Source organism: Nocardia sp. CA-135398, from assembly GCF_050955845.1.
Taxonomy (GTDB): Bacteria; Actinomycetota; Actinomycetes; order Mycobacteriales; family Mycobacteriaceae; genus Nocardia.
This window is the reverse complement of the sequence record NZ_CP192084.1, coordinates 151,317-176,406: the sequence shown is the minus strand read 5'-3', so window position 1 is coordinate 176,406 and position 25,090 is coordinate 151,317. Positions and strand designations below refer to the sequence as shown.

At 62.2% G+C, this 25,090-nt stretch carries 8 protein-coding genes and 1 pseudogene; 6 read left to right on the top strand and 3 right to left on the bottom strand.

Annotation, left to right across the window (positions count from 1 at the left end):
* Window positions 1-683 precede the first annotated feature (683 nt).
* On the bottom strand, window positions 684-3,356 hold the full coding sequence (locus tag ACQP1T_RS00765) for an AAA domain-containing protein (protein ID WP_433758015.1): 2,673 nt from the start codon (window positions 3,354-3,356) through the stop codon (window positions 684-686).
* 363 nt (window positions 3,357-3,719) lie between these two features.
* On the opposite strand from ACQP1T_RS00765, the gene ACQP1T_RS00760 reads away from it, so the two are divergent.
* The gene (locus tag ACQP1T_RS00760) at window positions 3,720-4,250 is read left to right on the top strand and encodes a hypothetical protein (protein ID WP_433758014.1); all 531 of its coding nucleotides are present in this window, start codon (window positions 3,720-3,722) and stop codon (window positions 4,248-4,250) included.
* A 777-nt stretch (window positions 4,251-5,027) separates the two neighbouring features.
* Here ACQP1T_RS00760 and rnhA read toward each other — a convergent pair.
* Window positions 5,028-5,456 (bottom strand): annotated as a pseudogene (gene rnhA / locus ACQP1T_RS00755) (ribonuclease HI); the annotation flags it as partial.
* A 782-nt stretch (window positions 5,457-6,238) separates the two neighbouring features.
* Complete coding sequence (locus ACQP1T_RS00750; protein WP_433758013.1) at window positions 6,239-7,846, bottom strand: DUF6119 family protein; 1,608 nt, start codon at window positions 7,844-7,846, stop codon at window positions 6,239-6,241.
* A 132-nt stretch (window positions 7,847-7,978) separates the two neighbouring features.
* On the opposite strand from ACQP1T_RS00750, the gene ACQP1T_RS00745 reads away from it, so the two are divergent.
* From ACQP1T_RS00745 to ACQP1T_RS00725, 5 genes are read left to right on the top strand one after another with little or no spacing between them, the layout of a single operon-like run.
* Window positions 7,979-9,601, top strand: coding sequence for an N-6 DNA methylase (locus ACQP1T_RS00745; protein ID WP_433758012.1), 1,623 nt, complete (start codon window positions 7,979-7,981; stop codon window positions 9,599-9,601).
* 8 nt (window positions 9,602-9,609) lie between these two features.
* Window positions 9,610-15,810 (top strand): protein kinase domain-containing protein, encoded by a 6,201-nt coding sequence (locus tag ACQP1T_RS00740; protein ID WP_433762556.1) that lies wholly within the window; start codon window positions 9,610-9,612, stop codon window positions 15,808-15,810.
* A complete protein-coding gene (locus tag ACQP1T_RS00735; protein ID WP_433758011.1) occupies window positions 15,810-18,692 on the top strand; it encodes a helicase-related protein in 2,883 nt (960 codons plus the stop codon). The genes ACQP1T_RS00740 and ACQP1T_RS00735 overlap by 1 nt, the downstream gene beginning before the upstream one ends.
* The gene (locus ACQP1T_RS00730) at window positions 18,692-22,840 is read left to right on the top strand and encodes an Eco57I restriction-modification methylase domain-containing protein (RefSeq protein WP_433758009.1); all 4,149 of its coding nucleotides are present in this window, start codon (window positions 18,692-18,694) and stop codon (window positions 22,838-22,840) included. Before ACQP1T_RS00735 ends, ACQP1T_RS00730 begins: the two co-directional genes overlap by 1 nt.
* Entirely contained in the window at window positions 22,788-24,935 is a 2,148-nt protein-coding gene (locus ACQP1T_RS00725) for a UvrD-helicase domain-containing protein (protein ID WP_433762555.1), read from the top strand. Before ACQP1T_RS00730 ends, ACQP1T_RS00725 begins: the two co-directional genes overlap by 53 nt.
* Window positions 24,936-25,090 lie beyond the last annotated feature (155 nt).

Genomic DNA, 25,090 nt, shown 5'->3' with positions numbered 1-25,090 from the left:
AACACTAGGAGCGTCGGCCCCATTTGGAGACCGGAAGTGAGTCCGATGAGCAACACGAGCCAGAACGCCGCAAAGCGGCAAGCCACCTACCGAAGCGCGCCTGAGAGCGCAGCGGCCAGAGTCACACGTGTTTCCAACACGCTGTCGGTAACTACGTCGTCAAGCAAACCAGCCAAGTCGCTGCCTCCTCTTCGACTGAAAGTCGATCACGACAAGAAGAAGTAACACCCGTCCCCACTGCGCACCATCGACTGCTTCTCTCGTCTACTTGCGTATAGATCGCCTATCCGCCATCTACTCCTCCCCCGCTTCCCCATACTGACCGTCCTGTGCTGAGGGAGGGGTGGTCAAGGGTGCCGTAGGCATCGCGCAGCGACGCGAAGCGCGCAGCAGTTTCCCGGAGCCTGCGATCGTGGCAGCAGTGCACGACCGAGGATTCAGGCTGCCGTCGTCTCAAGGCCGGCGGGACTGCGGGCACAAGGGCAATTGTGATGTCCATGCTCCTGGTACCGGTGGCGCGGTCTTGCTCCTGGAGGAGGGTGATGGCTTTGTCGGCGCCGATGCGGGGTCGGGTGCACGGAAATGTAAATGTGCCGTCCTGCCCGCAGACCGTCGATGACGAGCAGCGTGCTTCCTTCATGCGATCGGACCTCTCGTTCGCCGGTGGGCGGCTGTGTTCGCCTTCAGGGCAGCCCGCCGAGGAACCAGCGGACCGCGGCGGCTTCGTTGCTTCCGGTGGTCGGCAGGCGCAGTAGCGGGAAGCCATAGCGACGACAGATCTCGTTCTTCAACCCGTCGCGGGCGAGCTGCTCCGGGTTTGCTTCATGGGTGCTGTGGCCGTCCACTTCGATGGCGCACATGTTCGCGTTGGTGATGCGGTTGTAGATGATGAAGTCGAATGACGATCGGCGCTGGACGAAACTGCGGTGCCGATCGTCGAGCCGGTCCAGACTGCGCGGGAACACATTTTGTAGGTAGACCTGCCGGTGTATGGCCAGGTGACCGTAGCTGGGTTCGGCGAGCACCCCCTCCAGCATCGTGAGGGCGATGTCCTCCGAAGGCCACTCTGTACGCCCCCAGCCGATATGCGGGTTTGCGCGCCGCCGCTGCGTGTACTCGGTGTACAGCAGGTCGAAGATCGATACCACATCGCTGTCGATGACCGCGTTGTCCGGGTCCCGGTATCGTATGTAGCCGATCAGATCGCGCAGGTGCCGACTTTCCGGCAGCTCGGAAGGATGTGTGACCAGGACGAACAAGCGCATCGCCCGGGATACGGCCACATTGATCAAGTTCGGATCGTCGGCGAACTTCAATGCTGCCCGGCTGCTGGGGGTGTCATCGAGCACCGTGGTCATGATGACCGCGTCCTTTTCCCTCCCTTGGAATTTGTGCACGGTGTCGGATTCGATGGACTCGATAAGGGCGTCGGTCACCTTGTCGGCCTGACGGCGGTACGGAGTGGTGACCCCGACCTCGTGTGGCGGGATATCGGCGGCTATCCAGGGGAGAACCTCCTGTCGGATGACGTCGATCTCGCGCTGGTTGCTGCGGCCCTTCGAGTTCGGGTCGTCGTCGCCGTAGGTTCGGCGCATGTGGTTGCCGGGGGCGGTCCGCACCACTGTCATCGGGGTGAACCCGGGTGTGCTGCGCGTATACGGAATCAGCTTGCCGCCGTAGAACTTCCGGTTGCAGAACTCGATGATGTCCGGATCGCACCGATAGTGTTCACGCAGCATCTCCCGGGGCACCTGATCGTTGTATCGTTCGGTGATCGAGGACAGGACGCTGCGCCGGTAGTCGAAGACCGGATCGGGTGCCGGCGGAGGATCGGTGAGGTCCTTCGTGACCGGCGGGAGCTGTTCCAGGTCACCGACCACGATGAGGTTCCGCGCGCATGCCAGGGCCGGGCTCACCGTCACCAGATCCACCTGTGATGCTTCATCGATGATCAGGTAGTCCAGTAGCGCCGAGCGTCCGATGCTGTTCTGGAGCGAATGGCAGGTGCTCAGGATCAGCGGGTAGTCGTGGGTGAACTGCTCGAACTGCTGCCGATACCGTGACGACGTGTAGACCGTACGGGACAATGAGCCGTACCGCGTGCGCAGGGCGTCCCTGAGCAGCTGCTGGGACAGCTGCGCCTGGTCGGCCAGTAACGCGTCGAACTTCTTGCTCTCCAGCGTTCTGGTCAGCCGCTCGCTCTGCCGCTCGAGTTCAGCGATCTTCTTCTCGTAATACAGGCGCTGAATTCCGAGCACAACGTCGATGTCTCCGGCGTCGACGTTGCGCAGCGCCCGGTACTTGAAATAGCGGTTCATCGTGTCGACGATCCGCCCCCAGCCGCGGTCGCGGATCCACCGCGGATCGGTGTCAGCGATGAAATCGAGCAGTTTGCCCGCACTGTAACGGCGCAGCAGCGGCAGGTCGTCGGCGTCGGGTACCTCATAGCGGTCGAAGAACGACTGGAAGTGCGCTTGTTCGAGCCGGTAGGCGTGCAGCCGGTGGCGAAGTTGGGCGCGTCGGCGATCCTGTTCGAGCAGCGCGGCCAGGCGCCGGTTCACCTTGCCGAGTGCGTTTGCGGTATCGGTGGCGGATGTGTTTCCAACGCGCAGCATCGCATCAACGGCGGCGTTGCGCGGCCCCTGGCCGTCGAAGAACTCCTGCCGCTTTTCCTTGCGCCCCAGATTGGCCGCCACCATCCCGAAGCCTTCTTTGGTCAGCTTCTCGAAAACGTTGTCGACGGCGGAGTTGCTGAACGACACCACCCCGACCGTCGCGCCGGGTCGGCAGATCACCGAGGCGATGATGTTGAGGATCGTCTGCGTCTTTCCGGTGCCGGGCGGGCCGTCGATCACCGAGATCGGATACCGCAGCGCATTGAGCACCGCCGCACTCTGGCTGATGTTGGTGCGGAACGGGTATACCGGCAGCGGTATCTCGTCGTCCGGCCTGGGCTGGATCGGTGCCTGCGCGAGAATCCGGGCCAACGCGCTTTCGGCGTGAATGAAGCTCAGGCTCTGATGGTTTCGGAGCAGGACGCCGGAATCGCCGGTCAGTCTTTCCGCCACCGTGCGCCAGTACTTCAGCACATCCTGGGAGCCGGAGGTGATGGCAGCATTCGGTAGCACCTGCACCCGGTCCGCGCTGTAGACGTTCCATCCGCCCGTACTGTTCAGCACATGCCACCACGATCCGACCTCCGGCAGGCCAGTGAACAGGTAGGCCTCGGTCGCGTCCGCCGCTGATCCGTCCACTAGCAACAGCACGTGCGACCCCAGCGGCACCGGCGCAGGCCGGTCGAGAATCGTCACTCGGTCCCACCCGAACGAGTAGTCCTTGGGCTTCCCGAACCGCACCCGGACTCGCTCCGATCGCGGTTCGAATACTGTGATCTCCAGAGTCTTGTCCTCTGGGACCCAGTCCTTCCGGCGAATGACGACCGATATAACCCGCGGATCGAGCATTGCATCCCCCTGACTGCCACTGCCGAACGCAAGAAGCCTACAGTCCGAGGAATCTCTTCGTCTTCCATTGCGGCACTTTGCTTTTAGAACAGCAAGCTGGCCGCAGCCGTCACCGCGCCGCCACGCTCGATCCGGCCCAGCGCTATGAAAGAGACTGCAAGCAACGATAATTCGTGCATTCTCAAGTTACCGAAGCCGGGCGGAGACTGATCGGAATGGGAGGGACCGGTGAGACCGAAGGTCACAGTCGAGGGGATGAACAGCGAGTGGATCATTGCCTTCAGCCGAGCCGACCACGACCTTCTCAACCTGATGAAAGAGGCGGTTCCCCAGTCTGGCCGCCGATACGACGGCAAGAATCAGCTTTGGCAAATCACCGCCAACGCCCGAGTCATGGCGGACCTATGCACAACATTCGAGCAGCTCGGGGCAGCCGTCGCCAAGCCCGACACGCTGACCCGAAACCGACCCGATGACAGCGATCACGGTGCCGCCGAGCACTGGCAAAAACGGTTCCGAGCCATGGAAGAAGCCGCCCGTTGGCAGCACGAGCGGATCCAGCAACTCGAAGATGAACGCGATGATCTCGCGAAGAAGCTGAAGACAGCAACCAGCCAATCGACTGCCGCGAACAGCTGGGCAGAAATGCTGTTCGCCGCTGTCGGACCAGCCCTGAGCGAGTCTGTCTTCAGGGCCCTCACCAAGTGCCTGCACCCCGACGTGTCAGGAGCGGACCGCACCCTGCAACAGCAACTGAACGCCGCTCGGGAAAGGAGGCGTTCTTGACGACGGGACACGGCTCGGAGGGTGAAACAGAAGGCGGCTCCACGGGTCTCTAACCCGGTTTAGCGCTTCACGATTCGCCTGTTCATTAGCCTGAGCTAACCCACATATTGGGCGCCAACAGACACCGTCGTCGGCGCACCCCCACGACGTTTGGATTCTGAGCCGGGTCGTCCGACAACAGCGGCGATGAGCATCGAGAATGGCTGGCCGCCAACGGGTTCAGAGCATCTGCGAGTGTCAGACACACGGCACGTCCGCCGCAGAGCTAACGGGGGTTCCGCGGAGCCGGCCCCCTGCACGTTGTCGACGACTCGCTACAGCATTGAGTTCGTTGGATCAGTCGGTTGGGGCAGGATCGTCGTTGTCTCGGCCTGGGAGCAACTTGACGTTGGTAGGTTCAGTCAGCGCGCATTCGTCGGCGGCGGGCACGGTGACACCATACGCTTCGCCGTTGCTGTTCAGGATCCCGCGGTTGCGCTACAGATCCAGCAGCCCGAACTCTGATTGGTGACCACCGTCGCCGTGCTTCTCGACGTCCTGGTGGGTTTTGCATCGCCCACCTCCGGTAGCGATTGCGCATGGCCGTCCCTTCGTTGTCATCGCGCCACACTGTAAGGCCGGGTCATGTACATGGCACAGCCCCGATTGACCAGCTGACGTCTGGCAGCGCACTCCGGCCCGCGTAAGCGCGTTGCATTGCACGCCGACTTTCGCGGACTGCTCGCGGACGATTGGACCGCGCGCTATGGGCTTACCGGGCTGTTGTGCGGATCCGCCTGCCTCGAGCACGCCACGTACAGCCAGCCGATCGGCCCGCTCGTTCTGTGGATGCCCGGCATGCCCCTTGACCCACTCCCACTCGACGTCATGGCCTGCACATGCGTCGGCGAGTCTCTGCCACAGATCAGCGTTCTTGACCGGCTCCCTCTTCTTCGTAACCCAGCCGTTGGCTTGCCATTTCGGCAGCCATGAGGTGATCCCGTCTCGGACGTACATGCTGTCGGTGTAAACCCGCACCTTCGATGGCCGTGTCAGAGCTTCCAGTGCTCTAATCGGCGCCATCAGCTCCATCCGATTATTCGTTGTAGGGCCTGGATCACCCCCATAGATTTCTCTTTCGCGCGGTCCGTATCGCAGCACCGCACCCCACCCGCCGGGCCCAGGATTAGGACTGCAAGCCCCATCGGTATAGATCTCCACCTCCACCCCGCGAGATTAGCCCCGCAGCTGTCCACTGCCCAGCGAGGAAGTCAGAAAGCATGTCCTTCTCAGGCCCTCGGCATCGACGAGCGCTTTTGGTATCCCCGGAGCAGTCACTCCCTGCTGGACTGGTGGTTTCATCAACAGCGGCGCCTCTAACGACCACCGTGATCGATGGCTGACTGGCGAGCGCGCCCGGAATTGTTCTCCTGCAATGCCGGTCCCGGCCGGGATCAACGTGTAGCTCGCCGCCACCGGCGAGGGGAAGCTGCTGGCAGCGGCCCGACTCAGGCGGCCCGGCGGCCGCCACGCCGCCAACAGCGTTCGCGGCCTCGGACGTGGCTGAGGTGGCTCTGTCCAGCGGGCATATCCTGGCTGACATCCATCGTCTCGGTGTCGACGGGATCGCTCTGACCACAATTCTCAGTGCATCGCATCGGTGCTTGTGTCGGGCGGACGCCCGTATCAACCGAACCTGGTCTGCGCAGCGAGCGCCCGTGAAATCAGCAGTGGCACAGTTGAATCCGGCGCCTCCTCAATGAGCAAGGTGGACGCTACCGCCCACCGGTTGAAACATTCGCCAGCACATTGCAGGCCCTCATTGGACTGCACTTCTTCAGCACCTGTGAATTGAGCACCCGCGGCGGGCAAACGAATCGCGGAGTTGGCTGCAGCACTTTGAATCCCCCGGCATGTCGGGAGACTTTGATGTTCCCCGGGTTTTTCGGAGTCGCCGGGGGATTCACTTCACCGTTCGTGTCCCGCTCTGTTGAACATACCGCACTGCGTCAGATGGAAATCGAGACCACTCGGACGTTCACCCCCAGATTCCGCAGTAGGTCGTACTGCCGGAACAGGTTCACCTTGGAGAACGTGAACAGGGTGTTCGTCGTTACCGGTTTAGGGCTCGCGATGGCCAGCACGACCTCGGTGGCCGTAGCGTCCAACACCGCTCCGCCTGATACCGATTCGATCTTTCGCATCCATGCTTCGCGGGCACACTCATCATGTGCGAGGGCTTCGGCGGATACCAATGCCTGGGCGAGCAGATGGCTGATGGCGGCAGATTTATCGGCTCGCTTGACGTGTATGAGGATGCCGGGCGGAACGAAGATATCGCACGACTCTATGCCACGCGGGTGGAGCGGCGTATGAATCATCTTCTTGTCCAATAGATATCCGCCGATGACATCCGCGGCGCGAATATTGTAGTCACCTTCCGTTTCCCCCGGGCCCCAGGCGGGCAGCACGATGCTGGCCGGTTGCAACAGAATGTCGTCCGTCCGTTGATCAACGCGTTCGAGATTCCGAGTATCCATGCGATACCAGGCGCCGTTGTGCAGGCAGTAGCGCTGAGCGCCGTCGCGCAGCTCGAATGCGAGCCAGTTCCGGATGGTGACCGGCCACGACACCGCCGAGGTTTTGGTCGGATTCGTTTCACAGTGGAGCTGCAGGGTGATCGAGCGAAGGCGATGCCGAACCGCTTCCGGCGATTGCCCTACGAACCACTTTTGCACGTCGCCGATGTCAGGCGTGCCGTCGAAGACCCGGACTTGGCGGTCACCGAATCCCATTACCTTGCAGCTCACCACTGGACCGTGCACGCCGAGGCGCTCGTGGGGCCAGCTGAGACCGATCGGCTCGTCGGAGGTTCCGAGTAACCGGCTGACGAGACGCTCATGCAACTGGGGCACCTGCGGATGATTGGCTTTCAGTGCCACCAGCTGTTCAATCCCCTCCAGCCCGGGCAGGATCGGGCCGTTACGCATTCCCTGCAGCGTGTTGAGGTCTGAGACCAAACCGGATGCCGTCTTTGCCAGCGGAAGGCTGAGAGAGTCGGCCGCCCGAAGCTGAATATCCTTGTCGCCAACCGTCAATCCATCGATTTGCGCTGTGGCCTCGATGTGGCTGATCACCTCGCAGTACCCATCGACGCCAAGATCCCACATGTTGCTGCCACTCGGCAGCGTTGTCTGATCGGTGCGCGCGCGATGATCGAGGACGGTCTTGGTGACGGACTTGACCTTGTTCGCGCGGGCGGTGCGGGCGACCACTCCGGATCCGAAACGAAAGTCGATCTTGTCCCGGTTGAGTAGTTGGAAACCCACTCCCCAGACCAACGCCCAGAGGTCTGTCGGAGAGGTCTGAACCAGTAGAACAGCTCCCGGTAGTTGGACCTGCAGCGAGACGTGTTCGTCGGTTAGCACCGTCAGATCACCCGCCCATTTGCTGGGGGACTTGAAGTGGCCGGACACCATTAGACCACTCACCGGGCCAATACTCACGTGTCGCCTGCGAAATCCCCGCGGCAGCTTGCACAAGGCCTCTGCGGGTGTGGTTCCTTCCGCGAAGCGGTACAGCGTCGTTCGCTTGGTGGCCGATGTACGGGATGTCATCGAAGTGCCTTCCTTGTCTCTTTCGCTCCTACCCCAACCGCGTTAATAAATCTGCTGCGACATTATCTTGTTAACTCGATCAACACAAGATTCTGTTGACATTCGACTAACGCGGCAGATACGGTCGGCTATGTGACCACGACTGAGAAGCCCCTCGTATCCCTGGTCGACATCTCTGAACTGGCGGGAGTTACGCGGGCGGCCGTCTCGAATTGGCGGCGCCGCTACCCTGACTTCCCCGATCGCATTGAGGGAACAGCGTTAGCCCCGCTGTTCTCGTTATCCGAGGTCAAAGAGTGGTTGCGGCGCACCGGACGCGGGCGAGATGTCTCCGATGAGGTGGGACTATGGCAAGAATTGCGGGCCCAGTTCGGCGACGACATGGTGGCTGGCTTCGCGGCAGTGGGGCGGGAACTTCGAGATACAGGTGAAGGCGGGTTGTCCACTGCCGCAACAACACTGGTGCGGCAACTCGCCAAAGATCGCGGTCCGCTGGAACTTCTATCCGACCTCGCCACACGGTACGCAGGATCCGTCGGGCGCAGCAGCGGAGAGATCGTCTCCACTCCGCTTCTGGTCAGCGTGATAACTCAACTGGCTGGTGATCCGCAGGGGGGCGTACTCGACCCTGCGTGCGGGCAAGGCGACCTTTTGCTGGCCGTCGGAGGCAGAAACACCGAGCGCTCAGGACAAGATGTACGGCCGTCTGCGATCGAGTTCGTAACACACCGTGCCGCACTAGCGGACGAGCCCCTGACAGCCCGAGTCGGCGACACCCTGCGAGATGACCGCTTTCCGGGCGTGCAGGCCCAGCTTGTTGTGTGCGATCCTCCACGCACCCTCACCGACTGGGGCCGGGAAGACCTGCTGGTCGATACGCGGTGGGAGTTCGGCATCCCTCCGAAATCAGAGGGCGAACTGGCGTGGTTACAGCACTGTTTCGCTCATACGGCACCGGGCGGTCGCGCCATCGTGGCGTTGCCATCAGCGGTGGCATACCGACGGTCCGGCAAGAAAATTCGCACCGAGATGGTCCGTAACGGCTACATCGAGGCAATCGTTCAGCTGCCTGCTGGCGCGGTGGCGGGCAGCCCACTTCCCATTCACCTGTGGGTCCTGCGCCGGACCCCGTCCGATGAGGGAGTGCGGATGCTCGATCTGACCGACGAGAATGGTGACATCGACATGGCTTCCGCATGGGAGCACGCGGTCATAGTGTCGGCTGTCGCATTGCTCGATGACGAGGTGGATCTGACACCTGCCCGGTATGTTGGTCCACATGGCGGGGACAACGAGAGCGAATATGCCACGGCACGAATGGAATTCGACCGGCTGCTGAGCGAATTGACCGACGCACTGCCGCACCTCGCGCCAGCACCCGGGTGGGAAAGGTCGATGGCCCTCGATGTCGGTGAGCTGATTCGGCATGGGCTGGTATCGGTTGATGAGGACACTCTGACCTCGCATACCGATCAAATCGACGCAGACTTCCTGCGCGGATTCATCCGCAGCGCCTCGAACACCCGCCGAAACACTTCATCCAGCGGCAGTTTCCGCATCGATTCCCGGGCAGCGAAAGTACCCCAGCTTGATGCGGAGACGCAGCGGACCTACGGCGCGATTTTCAGGCAGTTGGAGGCGGTACAGCACGCCGCTGAACGCCTGGCGAAACTAGCCCGAAACGCCACGCGCCGGGCGCACGATGGACTTACCAGCGGAAATCTCAAGCCTGTTACCGATGAGGAGAACCGGTGAGCTCAACGATGATCGCAGGCCGGTTCCGCCTGACTGGTGCGCTCGGTAGCGGCAATATGGGCGAGGTGCACCGCGCCGAGGACACGCATGCAGCCGATGCCGCATCTGTCGCGGTGAAACTGATCCGGCGCAACCGGTACGGCCAGACCTTCGATTCCGATACCGATCTCAAGATTATCGACAGGTTCGAACGCGAGATCCGCATCATGCGCAAACTCGTACATCCCAATCTGCCTCGCACCATCGACGGCGGGGTCGACGAAAGTGGAATCCCCTATCTCGCGATGGAATTCCTGGATGGTCATACTCTCGCAGATCTGATCGGTGAGGGCCCGCTGCCGATCAGCTGGGTAGCCGCTATTGGAGCCCAGATCGCTGCCGGATTGACCGCTGCCCACGATTCCGATGTCGTGCATCGCGATCTGAAGCCCGCCAATGTGATGCTGGTGCGCGGTGGCGCGGTGAAGGTGCTGGATTTCGGGATGGGCCGGATCCTAGGCGATGTGGAAGATCGCCTGACCAGCACCGGTGTGGCGGTCGGGACTGCTCGTTACATGGCTCCCGAGCAGTGCCGTGCCGAGCGGATGGTGACGCCGGCGGCCGACCTCTATTCGTTGGGATGCGTGCTCTACGAGATGATCACCGGCGTACCGCCGTTCACGGCTGCCTCGTCATACGAGCTCACCAGCAAACACATCAACGACCCGGTGCCGCCAATCGGCCCGCAACGACCAGAGGCTCCCCCTGGGTTGCTGCGCCTCATCGAGCAACTGCTCACCAAGGACCCGGCTGACCGCCCTGACGATGCGCGCACGGTTGGTGAAGCCCTGCTGTCGTTTGCGGTTGGGCAGGAGCAGATCGCGGGCTGGCACAGCTACGATCCGGTCGCGTACTGCAGCGCCGTGACCGTGGCGGAATCTGTTGCGCAAGACGTGATCACGGACAGCGATGTCGAGGAACCGGAACCGTCACCTGGTATCGGCATGGATGTTTTCGGGCTGCATCAGCGGTTGATCAGCGATTACCGGGCTTTCACCGAGGGCGGCCTGATCATCCGTGACCCCGACATCAAGGAATTCGTCCGTAAGGACCTGGAGGCCAAGTCTCAGTGGCCGGACCCCTGGATTTCACTCAACCCGTTCTTCGCATCCGGCGGCCACCTCCTCGAACTGGCCGGCGCGGGCATCCTCCACGAGGAATGCGTGCGAATCTTCCAACGGGACAAGACCGTTGACGGCACCCTCTGCGATGGAACTCCCCTCACGTTGCATCAGCATCAGCGTGAGGCGATCGAAGCCGCCCAGTCTGGTGAGTCCTACGTACTTACCACAGGCACCGGGTCGGGCAAATCCCTGTCCTACATCGTGCCGATTGTCGATCGTGTGTTGCAGGTACGAGACAACGCCGACACAGACAAGCGGGTGCGCGCGATCATCGTCTACCCCATGAACGCCCTGGCCAACAGCCAGCGGGAGGAACTGAAGAAGTACCTCACCGACGGCTACGGCGAGGGCAGGGAGCCGGTCACCTATGCCCGCTACACCGGTCAGGAGGACGAGATCGAGCGGGACAGGATCCGCAACAACCCGCCCGACATTCTGCTGACTAACTACGTCATGCTGGAACTGATGCTTACCCGCCCGGAAGAGCGCAAGTCGCTGATCCGGATGGCAAAGAATCTCAAGTTCCTCGTCTTCGACGAACTGCACACCTACCGTGGACGCCAAGGCGCGGATGTGGCATTGCTGATCCGGCGCGTCCGTGAGGCGTGCCAGGCCGACGCTCTCCAGTGCATCGGCACCTCAGCCACGATGTCGACCGAAGGATCCTTCGACGACCAACGCCGGGTGGTGGCAGAAGTGGCGTCTGCGCTGTTCGGCACAACCATCGCACCTGAACGCGTGATCGGTGAAACGTTGGTGCGGGCCACCGACCCGGAGCCAGAAACCGTTCCAGCCGAACGACTTTCCGCCTCCGCCCCGCGTGATTACGCCAGCCTTGTCAAGGACCCGCTCGCCCGCTGGATCGAATCGTATTTCGGACTTGACGAGGAAACGGAGTCTGGGCGCGTGGTCCGGCAGCGACCCGCCAAGATCGAGACCGCAGCCGCGGAACTGGCGCGACACGGTGGCCTTTCCGCCGAGAAGTGCGCCCGCGCGATTCGCGAGACTCTCGAAGCCGGCTCGCAGGTGAGCCACCCGGTGACCGGACGTCCGCTGTTCGCGTTCCGGCTGCATCAGTTCCTGTCCAAAGGCGACACGGTGTACGTCACTCTCGAGGACCCGCGTTCACGCTCGATGACGCGGGATTATCAACTCGAAGAGCCCGGAACCAGGAAGATCTTCCTGCCGTTGGCTTTCTGCCGCGAATGCGGTCAGGAGTACTTGGCGGTGTTCCGTACCCGCCGCGACGGCTGCTACGTTTACGAACCGCGCAAGAACATCGATGCGACGGGTGGCGACCGTACGGACGGCCATCTGTACATCGATTCGGAGCAGTCCTGGCCGCGCACTGTGGTCGAGGCGATCGAGAATCGGCGGCTGCCCGAATCCTGGCTCGAGCCGGATAAGAACGGCGAGGACACGGTGCGCAAGTCGTATCTGCCGCGCCTGCCTCGTCCTGTGACCGTCGATCCGTTCGGGACAGAAGACGCGGGTGAGCTTCATGCAGTGTTCATTCCGTCGCCGTTCCTGTTCTGCCTGCATTGCGGAGTCAGTTACGAGCAGACTCGAGGTCGCGATTTCGCGCGCCTGGCGTCGCTGGACCAGGAGGCACGATCGTCTGCGACGTCACTGGTGTCCGCGTCGATCGTGCGGGCTCTTAATACGGTACCGGCCGACGCCCTCGACAAGAAGGCGCGGAAACTGTTGTCCTTTGTGGACAACCGGCAGGATGCCGCACTTCAGGCAGGCCATTTCAACGACTTCGTGCAGGTCGCCCAATTGCGTGGCGCCCTGTATCGCGCACTGACGGAGGCCGGAGTCGAGGGCCTCCAGCATGAGGAGCTTGCCTCACGCGTCACTAACGGGTTGAGCCTGAGGCCCGCCGATTACGTCAAAGTCCCCGATCCTGCGCCGGCCTTGGCACGCAACGCTGCCCGTACCCTTCGTGACACCGTCGCTTTCCGCCTATACCTGGATTTGGAGCGCGGCTGGCGGGTGACCATGCCCAATCTCGAACAGACCGGCCTGCTGCGCATCGACTATCCCGATGTGGAATGGACAGCTGCGCAACAGGACCGGTGGAGTAAAATTTGCGCTCCGCTGCGCAACGCCGACAGCGAACAGCGCGCTGAGATCATGCGCGTCCTGCTAGACCAGATGCGCTGGGGCCTGGCCATCGACGTTCAGCACTTCCGCGACGATTTCGATACCCTCAAACGTGCCAGCGAGGAACGGCTACGCGACAACTGGGCACTGTCGGACAGCGATCGACCCCGCATCGGCACCGCATATCCGCAAGGGTCGAAGCCAGGCATGGACCGTTCCAGCTTGTTCCTCTCCGGCCGCGGCAAGTTCGCAAAATATTTGCGACGCAAGCATTTCCGTGGCCTGAAAACCGACGACCTGCAGGTGATCATCGCCGACCTTCTGAAGGTGATGGCAGATGCCGGCCTGGTCACCGAAGTGACCGTGGAACCAACACGGACGGGCCGCGCTCGATATCGCCGAGAACCGGCCCGTGTCGGCTACCGCGTCGCCTCAGCAGCCATGGTCTGGCGCGCCGGCCCCGGGAAATCCGGTGTGCACGATCCGGTAAACCGCACTTACGCTAGCGGTGACGGACCGCGGGTCAACAAATTCTTCCGGCAGCTGTACCAGGAGACCGCCAGTGAATTGGCCGGCATGCGCGCCCTCGAACACACAGCGCAAATCGACCCTGGAAAGCGCAAACAGCGAGAAACTGCCTTCCGCCGCGCAGAGCTTCCGGTCATGTACTGTTCGCCCACCATGGAACTCGGCGTCGACATCGCATCGCTCAATGCCGTGCTGATGCGCAATGTGCCTCCGACGCCTGCAAACTATGTCCAGCGAAGCGGTCGCGCCGGTCGCCAAGGTCAGCCAGCGCTGGTGGTTACCTACTGCGCCAATGGAAACAGTCACGACCACTACTACTTCCGTCGTTCCGAACGGATGGTGGCGGGCAAGGTGCAGCCGCCACGACTGGATCTCGCCAACGAGGATCTGGTCCGGTCACACATCCAGGCCATCTGGCTGGCCGAGACCGGCTTGGCGTTGGGCCGGGCGATTCCGAACGTGATCGAAATCGGCTACGACGAGGATGCTCGTCACCCCGATCCAGCGTTGCCGCTGCACGATCATGTGATCGAGAAGATCATGCGCCGGGATGTGCGGGAGCGCAGTGTACGCGCCGCGCGGACCGCGTTCGGGGAGCTACTGTCGACGTTCTCCACGGAGACAACCTGGTGGGACGACCAGTGGTTGGAGCAGTGCATCGAACACGCTCATGTGAAGTTCGACAATGCGTTCGGGCGATGGCGGATCCTCTATCGCGCCGCACTGATCGACCAGGCCGAACAAAACTGCCGCCGCCTCGACCACACGCTCACCGAACGCGACCGGCAGCTGGCGGCCAGCCGCCGAAAAGAGGCGGAGACACGGTTGGATCTGCTGAAAAACGAAGGCCCGGAAAGCAAGTCGGTGCTGTCCGACTTCAACCCGTACCGGTACCTGGCCAGCGAGGGTTTCCTGCCCGGCTACTCGTTCCCGCGCCTGCCCTTGGCCGCCTACATCCCGTCCGGGCGCGGCTTCGGAGACGGAGACTACCTACAACGGTCCCGGTTCGTCGCCATTCGCGAATTCGGTCCCGGCGCACTGATCTACCACGAAGGCGCCCGGTACCAAGTGGACCGGATTCAGCTCGAATCCGGCACGGGGACCGACGTGGTGACCAGTGCCGCCAAACGCTGCGCCGGCTGCGGCTACCACCATCCGGCCGAGGATCGCGCCGACCGCTGCGAAATGTGCAAAACCCCCCTTCCCGAGCCGACGACCGGCCTGCTCAAGCTGCATACCGTGTACACCAAACTGCGCGAGCGAATCACCTCCGATGAGGAAGAGCGGCGACGGGCGGGTTTCCGATTAATGACCTCCTATCGGTTCAACCGGCACGGTGCGCGGCCCGGCCGCCGAGATGCGCTGGTGTTCAATACGGACCAGCGGATCGCAACGGTTTCTTACGGCGATTCCGCGACGGTCCGGATCACCAATGTCGGCCGGTTGCGTGCGAAAGAGGACGAGCCGTACGGGTATTGGCTCGATCCTGCCGACGGCAGTTGGATGAACGAAGCCGACGCCGCCGACGCCGCCGGCGATACCTCGGAGCTGCGGGTCGCCGACGCCGATGGCAACCAGCGGTACAAGAAACGCGTCCTGCCGTACGTGGAAGATAGCCGCAATATCGTCGTGCTGACCTTGGCCGAGCCGGTGGAACGGCCGGTCGCGCTGTCGGTGATGTTCGCGCTGGAACGGGGTATCGAGGCGCGGTTCGAGTTGGAGGATTCTGAACTGGAAGCCGAACTTCTTCCGCCGGACAACGGACCGCGTGACCGAATTCTGTTCACTGAAGCGGCGGAGGGTGGCGCGGGTGTGCTGCGCCGTTTGGAGGCGGAACCGCATGCTCTGCGAGACGCTGCCCGTGAAGCCCTCCAGATCTGCCATTTCGACGCCGACGGCAACGATCTACGCGGCTCCGGCGCCGAAGGTGCTTGTGCGCGAGGCTGTTACGACTGCCTGCTCACCTACAGCAACCAGCCCCACCACGCCGAGATCGATCGGCATGCGGCGCGTGATCTGCTCAGGCGTCTGGCCGCGGCCGAGACCTGGTCCACCGGGCCGGGGGAGTCCCGCACCGAGCAGCAGCGTCGCCTGGTGAGCCGTGCGGACTCCACGCTGGAGGAAGAGTTTACGAAGTATCTGAAGGACAACGGATTTCGGCTTCCCGATGAGGCACAAGTATTGGTGCCCGGCGCCGCCGCGCGCGCCGACTTCGTCTACTTCCTACCCGGAGGCAATGTCGCTGTCTTCATCGACGGTCCAGTGCACGATCACGCCGACATTGCTGAACGTGACGAGCAGGCCGAGGAGCGCCTGTTCGATCTGGGCTGGGATGTAGTCCGTGTCCGCTACGACGACGCCTGGGACGAGATCGTCCGGAAATATCCCCGCTACTTTGGAGTCAAGGGCTGATGACAAGCAACTTTGCGGTCGGCTCTCTCGTATCGGCGCGGGGACGGGATTGGGTGGTGCTGCCCGAATCCGAAGCCGACATGCTCGTGCTGCGTCCGCTCGGTGGGGCGGACGATGAAATCGCCGCCGTCTTCCCCGGATTCGAGACGGTCACCAGCGCCGCATTCCCACCCCCCACAGCATCCGACCTGGGTGACGCTCACGCTGCCGGACTACTGCGGACTGCATTGCGGATCGGATTCCGTTCCGGCGCAGGACCGTTCCGCTCGCTCGCCGGGATCGCGGTGGAACCGCGGCCCTATCAGGTGGTTCCGCTGCTGATGGCGCTGCGGCAATCCACGGTGCGCCTGCTAATCGCCGACGACGTAGGTATCGGCAAGACCGTCGAGGCCGGGTTGATCGCCGCGGAACTTCTCGCCCAGGGCGACGCCCGGCGGATCGCTGTGCTCTGCTCACCCGCCCTGGCCGAACAGTGGCAGGACGAGTTGCGCAGCAAATTCGGACTCGACGCCGAACTGGTGCTGTCGTCGACCGTGCCGCGCCTGGAACGTGGACTCGAGCTGGGCCAGTCGCTGTTCCAGAAGTATCAGCATGTGGTGGTGTCGACCGACTTCATCAAATCCACCCGCCACCGCGACGAGTTCGTCCAGCACTGCCCGGATTTGGTGATCGTCGACGAAGCCCACAGCTGTGTGGCCTCCGACGAGCCCGGAGCCCGCGACCGCCAGCTGCGATTCGAACTCCTGAACAAGATCGCCCGCACCGACCGGCATCTCGTGTTGGTGACCGCGACCCCGCACAGCGGCAAGGAATCCACTTTCCGGAATCTGCTGGGGCTGCTGCGACCTGACTTCGCCGCCCTCGACATCACCAAGGGCCCAGGTCGAATACTGTTGGCTCAGTACCTGGTTCAGCGTCGCCGCGCCGACATCCGCAAATACCTGAACGAGGAAACCGCCTTTCCGTCCGATCGGCTCATCCTCAACGAGCCCTACCGATTGTCACCCGAATACCGTGCCCTACTCGACGACGCCATCGCCTACGCACGCGACCGGGTTGTCTCCGCCGGCGAATACGGCAAGCGAGAGGCTCGCATCGCCTGGTGGTCGGCAATAGCATTGCTACGGTCGCTGGTTTCCTCGCCACGAGCCGCGGCTCAGACCTTACGCACCCGTTCAGCCGCAGTGCTCGCGGCAACCGCAGAAGAGGCCGATGAACTCGGTGCCCCCGGAGCCCGCGACTATATCGACGCCAATGTGCTGGAGGGGATGGATGTCGCTCCGGGCGCGGCAATGGAGGCGACGGTCAACCGGCTCGCCGAACTCGCCGACCGTGCCGAGAATTTGGAAGGCCCAAAGGCAGATCGTAAACTCGACGTCCTTATCAAACATGTGAAAGCCCTGTTCAAGGAGGGTTATCACCCCATTGTGTTCTGCCGCTTCATTCCTACCGCCGAATACGTGGCGGAATACCTCGACCTCAAGCTCGGCAGGAACACGCACGTCCGTGCGGTGACTGGCACCCTATCCCCGCAGCAGCGCATCCAGCGCATCGACGAACTGGCCGAACAGACCCGTGACGATCCGGCCGCGCGCCGGGTGCTGGTCGCGACCGACTGCCTGTCCGAGGGCGTCAACCTGCAAAATTCCTTCGACGCCGTCGTGCACTACGACCTGGCATGGAACCCGACCCGCCACGACCAGCGGGAGGGCCGCGTCGACCGATACGGACAGCGCCGCGACCAGGTCAAGGTCATCACCATGTACGGCAGCGACAACGGCATCGACGGCAAAGTCCTCGACGTGCTCATCCAGAAGCACCGTCGCATCCGCGACTCTCTCGGCATCTCGGTATCGGTGCCGGATGAGCAGTCGGCCGCGGTCAGCGACGCAATCTGGGAATGGGTACTGATGCGCGGGGAGGACCGGCAGCAGGAAGGCTTGTTCGCCATCGACGATCTGCTGGGCGCGGTCGAAGCGAAAGCCGATGAGCTGGAACACGAATGGATTTCGACCGCCGAGCGGGAGAAGGCCTCCAGGTCCCGGTTCGCCCAGAATGCCATCCGTCTCGACGAAGTGGCCCGAGAAGTGGCCGCCAGCCGGGACGCTCTGGGTGACCCGGGAGAGGTCGGCGAATTCGTTCGCACCGCGCTGACCATGCTGGGTGCCGTCCTGCGAGACGACGGCGCAGGCGGTTTCACCGCGGACTTGTCCAGCTGCCCGCTCGGCGTGCGCGACGCCCTCGACGCCGGAGTCGGGGCAGGTACCGTGTCCAACGGTAAGACGCTGCCGTTCCGTGCTATCGCGGCGGTCACGCGCGGGGAGGCGGCACTGGTGCGCACCGACCCCGTTGTCGCAGCATTGGCCACTTACGTGCTCAACGCGGCTCTCGAAGTGACCGCAGACGATTCCCGCCGCCCCGCCCGGCGCTGCGGGGTGATTCGCACCGACGCGGTCAGCATCCGCACCACGCTCCTGCTGGTCCGCTACCGATTCCACTTGTCCTTGCGATCCCGAAGCGGCAGTAGGGAATTGGTGGCCGAGGACACTCGCGTGTTCGGCTTCGAAGGTGCCGCTGGGGAGGCGGCGTGGCTGTCACCCGATGCGGCCACCGCCTTGTTGTCTGCGGAGGCCACCGTCAATACCGATCCGCTGCTCGGGGAACGCACCATGACCCGCATCCTCGATGGCCTCGCTGACAAGGTCAGTCCCTACCTGGACGAGCGGGGCGTGGAACTGGCTGAACGCCTGCGAAATTCGCATCGGCGCGTCCGTTCCGCATACGGCGAAATCATCGGCGGCGTCGAGGTTCAGGCCCAACCGGGCGCCGACCTTCTCGGTGTGTACGTATATCTTCCGGCCCCGAGGGAAGGACAAGCCTGATGGCGGTGGGACGTGAACGGGGATATTCGGCGGTGCAATCCATCGGCGGCCTCATCCCCGTCGAAATGCTAGACCGTATCGCCAGCGGCAAGGACATCGATGGCTCCAAACCCGCCGACTACGGCGTGGTTGGCATGCAATCGGTACGCGACGAAGCCGAACGCCATTGGGACTACCTCAAATCCGCGTGGCGGGAAATACGCAAAGAACTGCCCTCCACCCGGGACACGGAAGCACCCACCGATCCGCAAGGCATCGCGGTAACACAGTGGCTTGAGCCGCTGTTCGTCGAACTGGGTTTCGGCAGACTCTCCGCCGTTGGACCGGCCGGCATCTCGTCGGACGACAGCGAGAAGCACTTCGCCGTCAGCCACCACTGGAATCATGTCCCGATCCATCTCATCGCGTGGGATGCCAAGCTTGACAAGAAAACCAGCAACGGCTCGGTTCCCGCGCAATCGCTGGTGCAAGAGTGCCTGAACCGCACCAAATCCCAGCTGTGGGCGATCCTCACCAATGGTCGCCAACTACGGCTGCTGCGTGACTCCAGCTCCTTCGCCACCGCCTCCTACGTCGAATTCGACCTCGAAGCCATTTTCGACGGCGAGCTGTTCAGCGAGTTCGTGCTGCTGTTCCGGCTGCTGCACGTCTCCCGCTTCGCTGTCGGAGACGGCAAGCCCGCCTCGGCGTGCTGGCTGGAGAAGTGGCGGCTTAAAGCCATCGAGACCGGTGTGCGGGCGCTGGACCAGTACCGCGACGGTGTGCAGCAGGCAATCGTGGCGCTCGGCACCGGATTTCTCAAGCACGCCGCCAACGACGAGGCGCTCAGCGCGGTCGACAACGAGACCTTGCGCACCGCCCTGCTCCGCCAGGTGTACCGCCTGATCTTCCTGTTCGTCATCGAAGACCGCGACCTCCTGCACGCCCCCGCAGCGACACCGCAAGCGCGCGAACGATACCGGCGCTACTTCTCCACCGAACGCCTCCGGGAACAGGCACGCAATCGCCGCGGAACCGCGCACACCGACCTGTACCGCGCACTGTCGATCGTCCTCTACGCGCTCAGCGACGAAGACGGCCGCCCCGAGCTGGGATTGCCCGGGCTGGGTGGCCTTTTCGACGATCGCCCGGCCGACCGTCCCCTGCGCGGCTTGGTTATTGCGAATCAGTACCTTCTGGATGCGGTTCGCGCATTGGCGCGGGTTTGGGATCCAGACTCCCGCCGATGGAGGCCAGTCGACTATCGCAACATGGACGCCGAGGAACTCGGATCGGTGTACGAATCGCTACTGGAACTGGTGCCTCAACGTACCGCCGACAGCACCTTCGAACTTGTCAACCGACTGGGTAACGACCGCAAGAAGACCGGATCCTTCTATACGCCAACAACTCTCATTGACCCGCTGCTCGACGCCACACTCGACCCTGTCATTGACGACGCCCAGCGCCGTGGCCTTGAAAAGGCGCGAACCGCAGGCGAAGCCGGCCCGACCGAGGCGATCGTCGCCGAACTGCTGTCTATTACCGTCTGCGATCCCGCCTGCGGTTCCGGCCACTTCCTCGTCGCAGCAGCCCGCCGCATCGCGAAACGAGTAGCGGCCGTGCGTGAGAACAACCCAGAACCGACTCCGCCGGCGGTACGACACGCGCTACATGAGGTCATTGGACGGTGCATATACGGTGTCGACCTCAACACGATGGCTGTGGACTTGGCCAAAGTGTCCCTGTGGTTGGAAGCTATGGAACCCGGTGTGGCCCTAGGTTTCCTGGATGCGCACGTCAAGCACGGCAATGGACTGATCGGTGCGACACCGGCAGCCCTGCGTAAGGGCATTCCGGACGGGGCATTCAAACCCGTTGAAGGCGACGACCCGAAAATCTCGAAGTCCTGGGAGATGCTCAACCGGAAGGCGCATGAGGGCCAGGGGGGGCTTTGGGACCTGAACAACGACCCGAAAGTCAGCAATACGTCCTTCGCATCCGAGGTCAGGCGTATTACCCGCACTCACGCTTCACATCTCGCACAGGTTCGGAAGCAAGAGGCCGCCTACGCGGCATGGGGAACATCGGCGGAGTACCAGCATGCTCTACACACCGCGGACGCTTGGTGTGCCGCCTTCCTGTGGTACAAGACTCATGACGCACCGTCGGCCATCACACAAGATGTCTTCCTTTCTCTGCAGGATCCGCACGAGGAATCCGCGCCACAAGCCACTCACGACGAGATCAGGAGATTGCACGACAGCTATCTGTTCTTCCATTGGCATTTGGAGTTTCCCGAGATCTTCACAGTGCCGGAGGATTATTCCGGAGTCGACGTCGATCCAGTCACAGGATGGGTGGGCGGATTCTCCTGTGTGCTGGGCAATCCCCCGTGGGAACGGCTCGAGTGGGAGGATAAGAAATATTTCGACGGCATAGAGCCTTCGATCGCCGCGATCTCGGGAACGGCCCGTGGGCGGCGTATTGCAGAGTGGGAAAAGGACAACCCTGAAGCCGCTGTTCAATACCGAGGCGAGCGACGCAAACTGAAGTCTACTTCGATGTTCGCGGCAACCTCGGGGATATTTCCGCTGTGCGCGAAAAGCCTTACTGCTGGCGGAGTTACAAAACTGCAGGCCGACCAGTTGTTCGTGGAGCGATTTTCGTCGATTGTTGACCCCAATGGACGCTTCGGATGCATCGTTCCGACGGCCATTGCGACAAGCGCTGGCGGCCAGTTTCTTTTCGGAGACTTCACTAAACGTGAAGCAATATCTTCCCTTTACGATTTCGAGAATCGCAACAAGCAGTTCGCGGGAGTGCATTCTGGTCAGAAGTATTGCCTGCTTTCACTCCTCGGCCGGAGCCTTCATGAGACCGCAGCACAGTTCGCCTTTTTTCTCTCGCATGCTGACGACCTCGACGACACTAGTAAGATATTCCCCCTCGATTCGAAAGAAATCGCCCTCCTGAGTCCAAATACTGGCACCCTTCCTATCTTCCGCTCCCGTCGCGACGCCGATCTCACAATCGCCATATATCAACGTTTTCCGGTGTTGCGCGATGAGAGCCCGGGTAGTGGCAACCCATGGCGTATCGAATTCAAGTATCTCTTCAGGAATGCCAATGACGGAGACCTGCTACATAATCGCGAAGAGCTCCTTCGCGATGGGTGGGAGCTCAAGGGAGACATATTCGAGCTCGATGGAAAAAGCATGCAACCCGTCTACGAGGCCAAGATGGTCGACTTCTTCAACCACCGAGCTGCGGACGTCATCAAGAGCGAAACGGCTGTCAATAGACAAAACCAACCCCGGTATCTGGATGAGGATGATCTCCTCGATCCTCACCGCGTCGTTTTTTCCCTAAACTGGATCTCGACTGAGGACGCCATCCCAGTCAAGCGGAAAGGGAAAGAGATTAAGGCGCTGGGTCTGACGCCTCGGCTTAATGAGGTGAGCTGGACGCGACAATGGCTGTGTGGATGGTGCGACGTGACGGCGTCAACGAATGAGCGCACCGCCATCCCAGCCTTTATTCCACGTACTCCCGCCATGCACACATTTCCCTTGATGTTCCCGCATGTGGCACCGAACCTTGTTGCTGCACTGATCGCTGCGCAGAGCTCTCTCGTCTTCGACTTCGTCAGTCGGCAGAAGGTCAGCGATGCCCATATGAAACTGTTCATTTGGAAGCAGCTTCCAGTCCCTACGCCGACGATGCTGAAGCCGCACACGACGTTCATCACACCCCGCGTTCTCGAACTCGTCTACACGGCCTATGACATGGAGGGGCTGGCCCAAGATCTCGGCGACGATGGCCCACCTTTCCGCTGGAATGAGCACCGCCGCACCGAAATACGGGCCGAGTTAGATGCATACTTTTTCCACCTGTACGGGATCGGTCGCATCGATGTGGAATACATCCTCGATACGTTCCAGTCTGACTCGGGCGGCGGACTGAAGAACAACGAGATCGCCAAGTACGGCACCTACCGCACTAAGGATCTGGTTCTGGCGTCCTACGACCGGATGGCTTCTTCCGGTGTCGATCTCGATCATCCGTTGCAGGACGGTGAGAACTACGCCTCACCCTTGGAACCTCCGCCAGGCCATGGCTCCCGCCACCACTGGCGGGAGCCTGCCGTCCGTGACACCGGGGAATGACATGGCTCAGCTCGCAATCCACCGCGATTTCATGCTCGACTTCGCCAAACTCGAACCACCCGTTCAGAAGCGAACCGTCGACCTACTAACGAAGTTCGAGTCGACCAAGAACACCGGCGCCCACCTGGAGAAGATCAAGAACGCCCGCAACAGCCGCTACCGTTCGGTGCGAATCGACGACTTCTGGCGTGGCATCGTGCTCGCCCCGGAGTCCGGCGACCTGTACACGCTGCTGAAGGTCCTCCCGCACGACGACGCCTACCAGTGGGCGTGCCGCCGTTCGATTTCGGTCAACCACGCTGACCATCGCATCGAGATCCGTGACGACGACGCCATGTCCGAGGCGCTCCGAGTGTTCGAGGCATCGGCCGAACACACCTCGTCACGCCTGCTGGCCCACGTGAAAGACAGCGATCTCACCCGCCTCGGCATCGACGAGACCACGTTGCCCTTCGCTCGCGCCCTCACCGACGTGGATCAACTGGAAGCCGCCAAACACTATCTGCCCACCACCCAGTGGGAGGTGCTGTACGGACTTGCCGCAGGTTACACCCCGGACGAAGTCTGGTCGCATCTCGGCGTGAACACCCCCGCTGGCACTCCCGTAGATGTCACCGACCTCGATTCCGCCATCCACCGCAGCACCGACCGTGTGGCCCTCGTGGACGGCCCGGACGAACTAATGGCCGCCTTCGCCGACCCATTCGCGTTGTGGCGCATCTATCTTCACCCCACGCAGCGCGCACTGGCCGAAGCCCACTTCACCGGTCCAGCCCGAGTGACGGGCGGTCCCGGAACTGGCAAGACGGTGGTCGCGCTACATCGAGCCCGCCGCCTCGTCGAACGCGGCGAAGGCAAGGTGCTGGTGACCACTTTCACCGCGAACCTCGCCAGCACGATGGAAGAAGACTTCGACGTCCTCGTAGACGGCAAATGGTCATCTTCGATTGTCACGTTCACTCACGTGGACCGCTTCGCACACCAGGTGGTCAGCACGGAACACGGCCGACTCAGCATCCTCAACCAAGACGAACAGACTGCCATCTGGACCGAGATCGCCGAACGCCTCGAAACGGGCTTGTCCGCAGCTTTTCTCGCCGAGGAATGGCGGCATGTCATTCTGGCGCAACAACTCTCCACGCTGTCCGCCTACCAGGAAACCAAACGCCCTGGCCGCGGCAAGCGACTTGGACCACAACAAAAGGTCCGTGCCTGGGCCGCGATATCCGCATTCGAGCAGGAACTTTCGAGTACCAGTCGGTGGACTCACGAAACCGTAGCCCGCGAAGCCACCCGCCTACTCGCAGAACGCAACGACAAACCGTACCGCCACGTCGTCGTCGACGAAGCCCAAGACCTCAGCCCCGACCAGTGGCGGATGCTACGCGCCGCCGTCCCTCTCGCATCCAACGACATCTTCATCGCCGGCGACACCCACCAACGCATCTACGACAACCGAGTCACTCTCCGTGACGTAGGGATCGCCATCGCTGGCCGCAGCCGTCGCCTTCCCATCAACTACCGCACCACCGCAGAAATCTTGGGCTGGAGCCTTGCACTACTACACGGCGAACAGGTCGACGACATGATGGAGGGCCTCGACTCCATCGCCGGCTCCCGCTCCGATGTCCATGGCCGCACACCCATCTCTATAGGATTCGATTCCGCCACAGCCGAAATCGCCCACATTGTCGGCACACTCCAGAAGTGGACGAACCAGGGCATCGCCGCAGAAGAGATTGGCATCGCAGTCCGAGCAAAGTGGTACGGCCGAAAGATCGAAAAGGCCCTCCGGGCAGCAAACCTAGACGCCGTCCTGCTGGACCAGAACCGCCACCTTTCCGGCATCGCCGTTGCCACCATGCATCGCATGAAGGGCCTCGAATACCGATGCCTGATCGCGGCCGGCGTCAGCGCGAAACAAGTCCCCGAACCCGCAGCTGTAACCCCGGTGGATGAGGACGAACACAGACACCGCCTCGACGTACAACGCGAACGCTGCCTGCTGTTCGTAGCGTGCACGCGTGCCCGAGAACAGCTCGTCGTCACCTGGCACGGACAGCCGAGTGAATTCCTAGCGCACCTGCAGTCTTGAGCGGGGACAGCCGCGGACGGGCGGCGTTCGCGTTCAGCCATCGAGCTCGACGTCGTCTTGGATCGTGGACTCGATGTTGGTAGCTGTTGATTCGGCAAGTCTGTCTCCACAGCCCTGGTTGATAATTCGCGGAACGTCATGGGGCCTGCGCTACC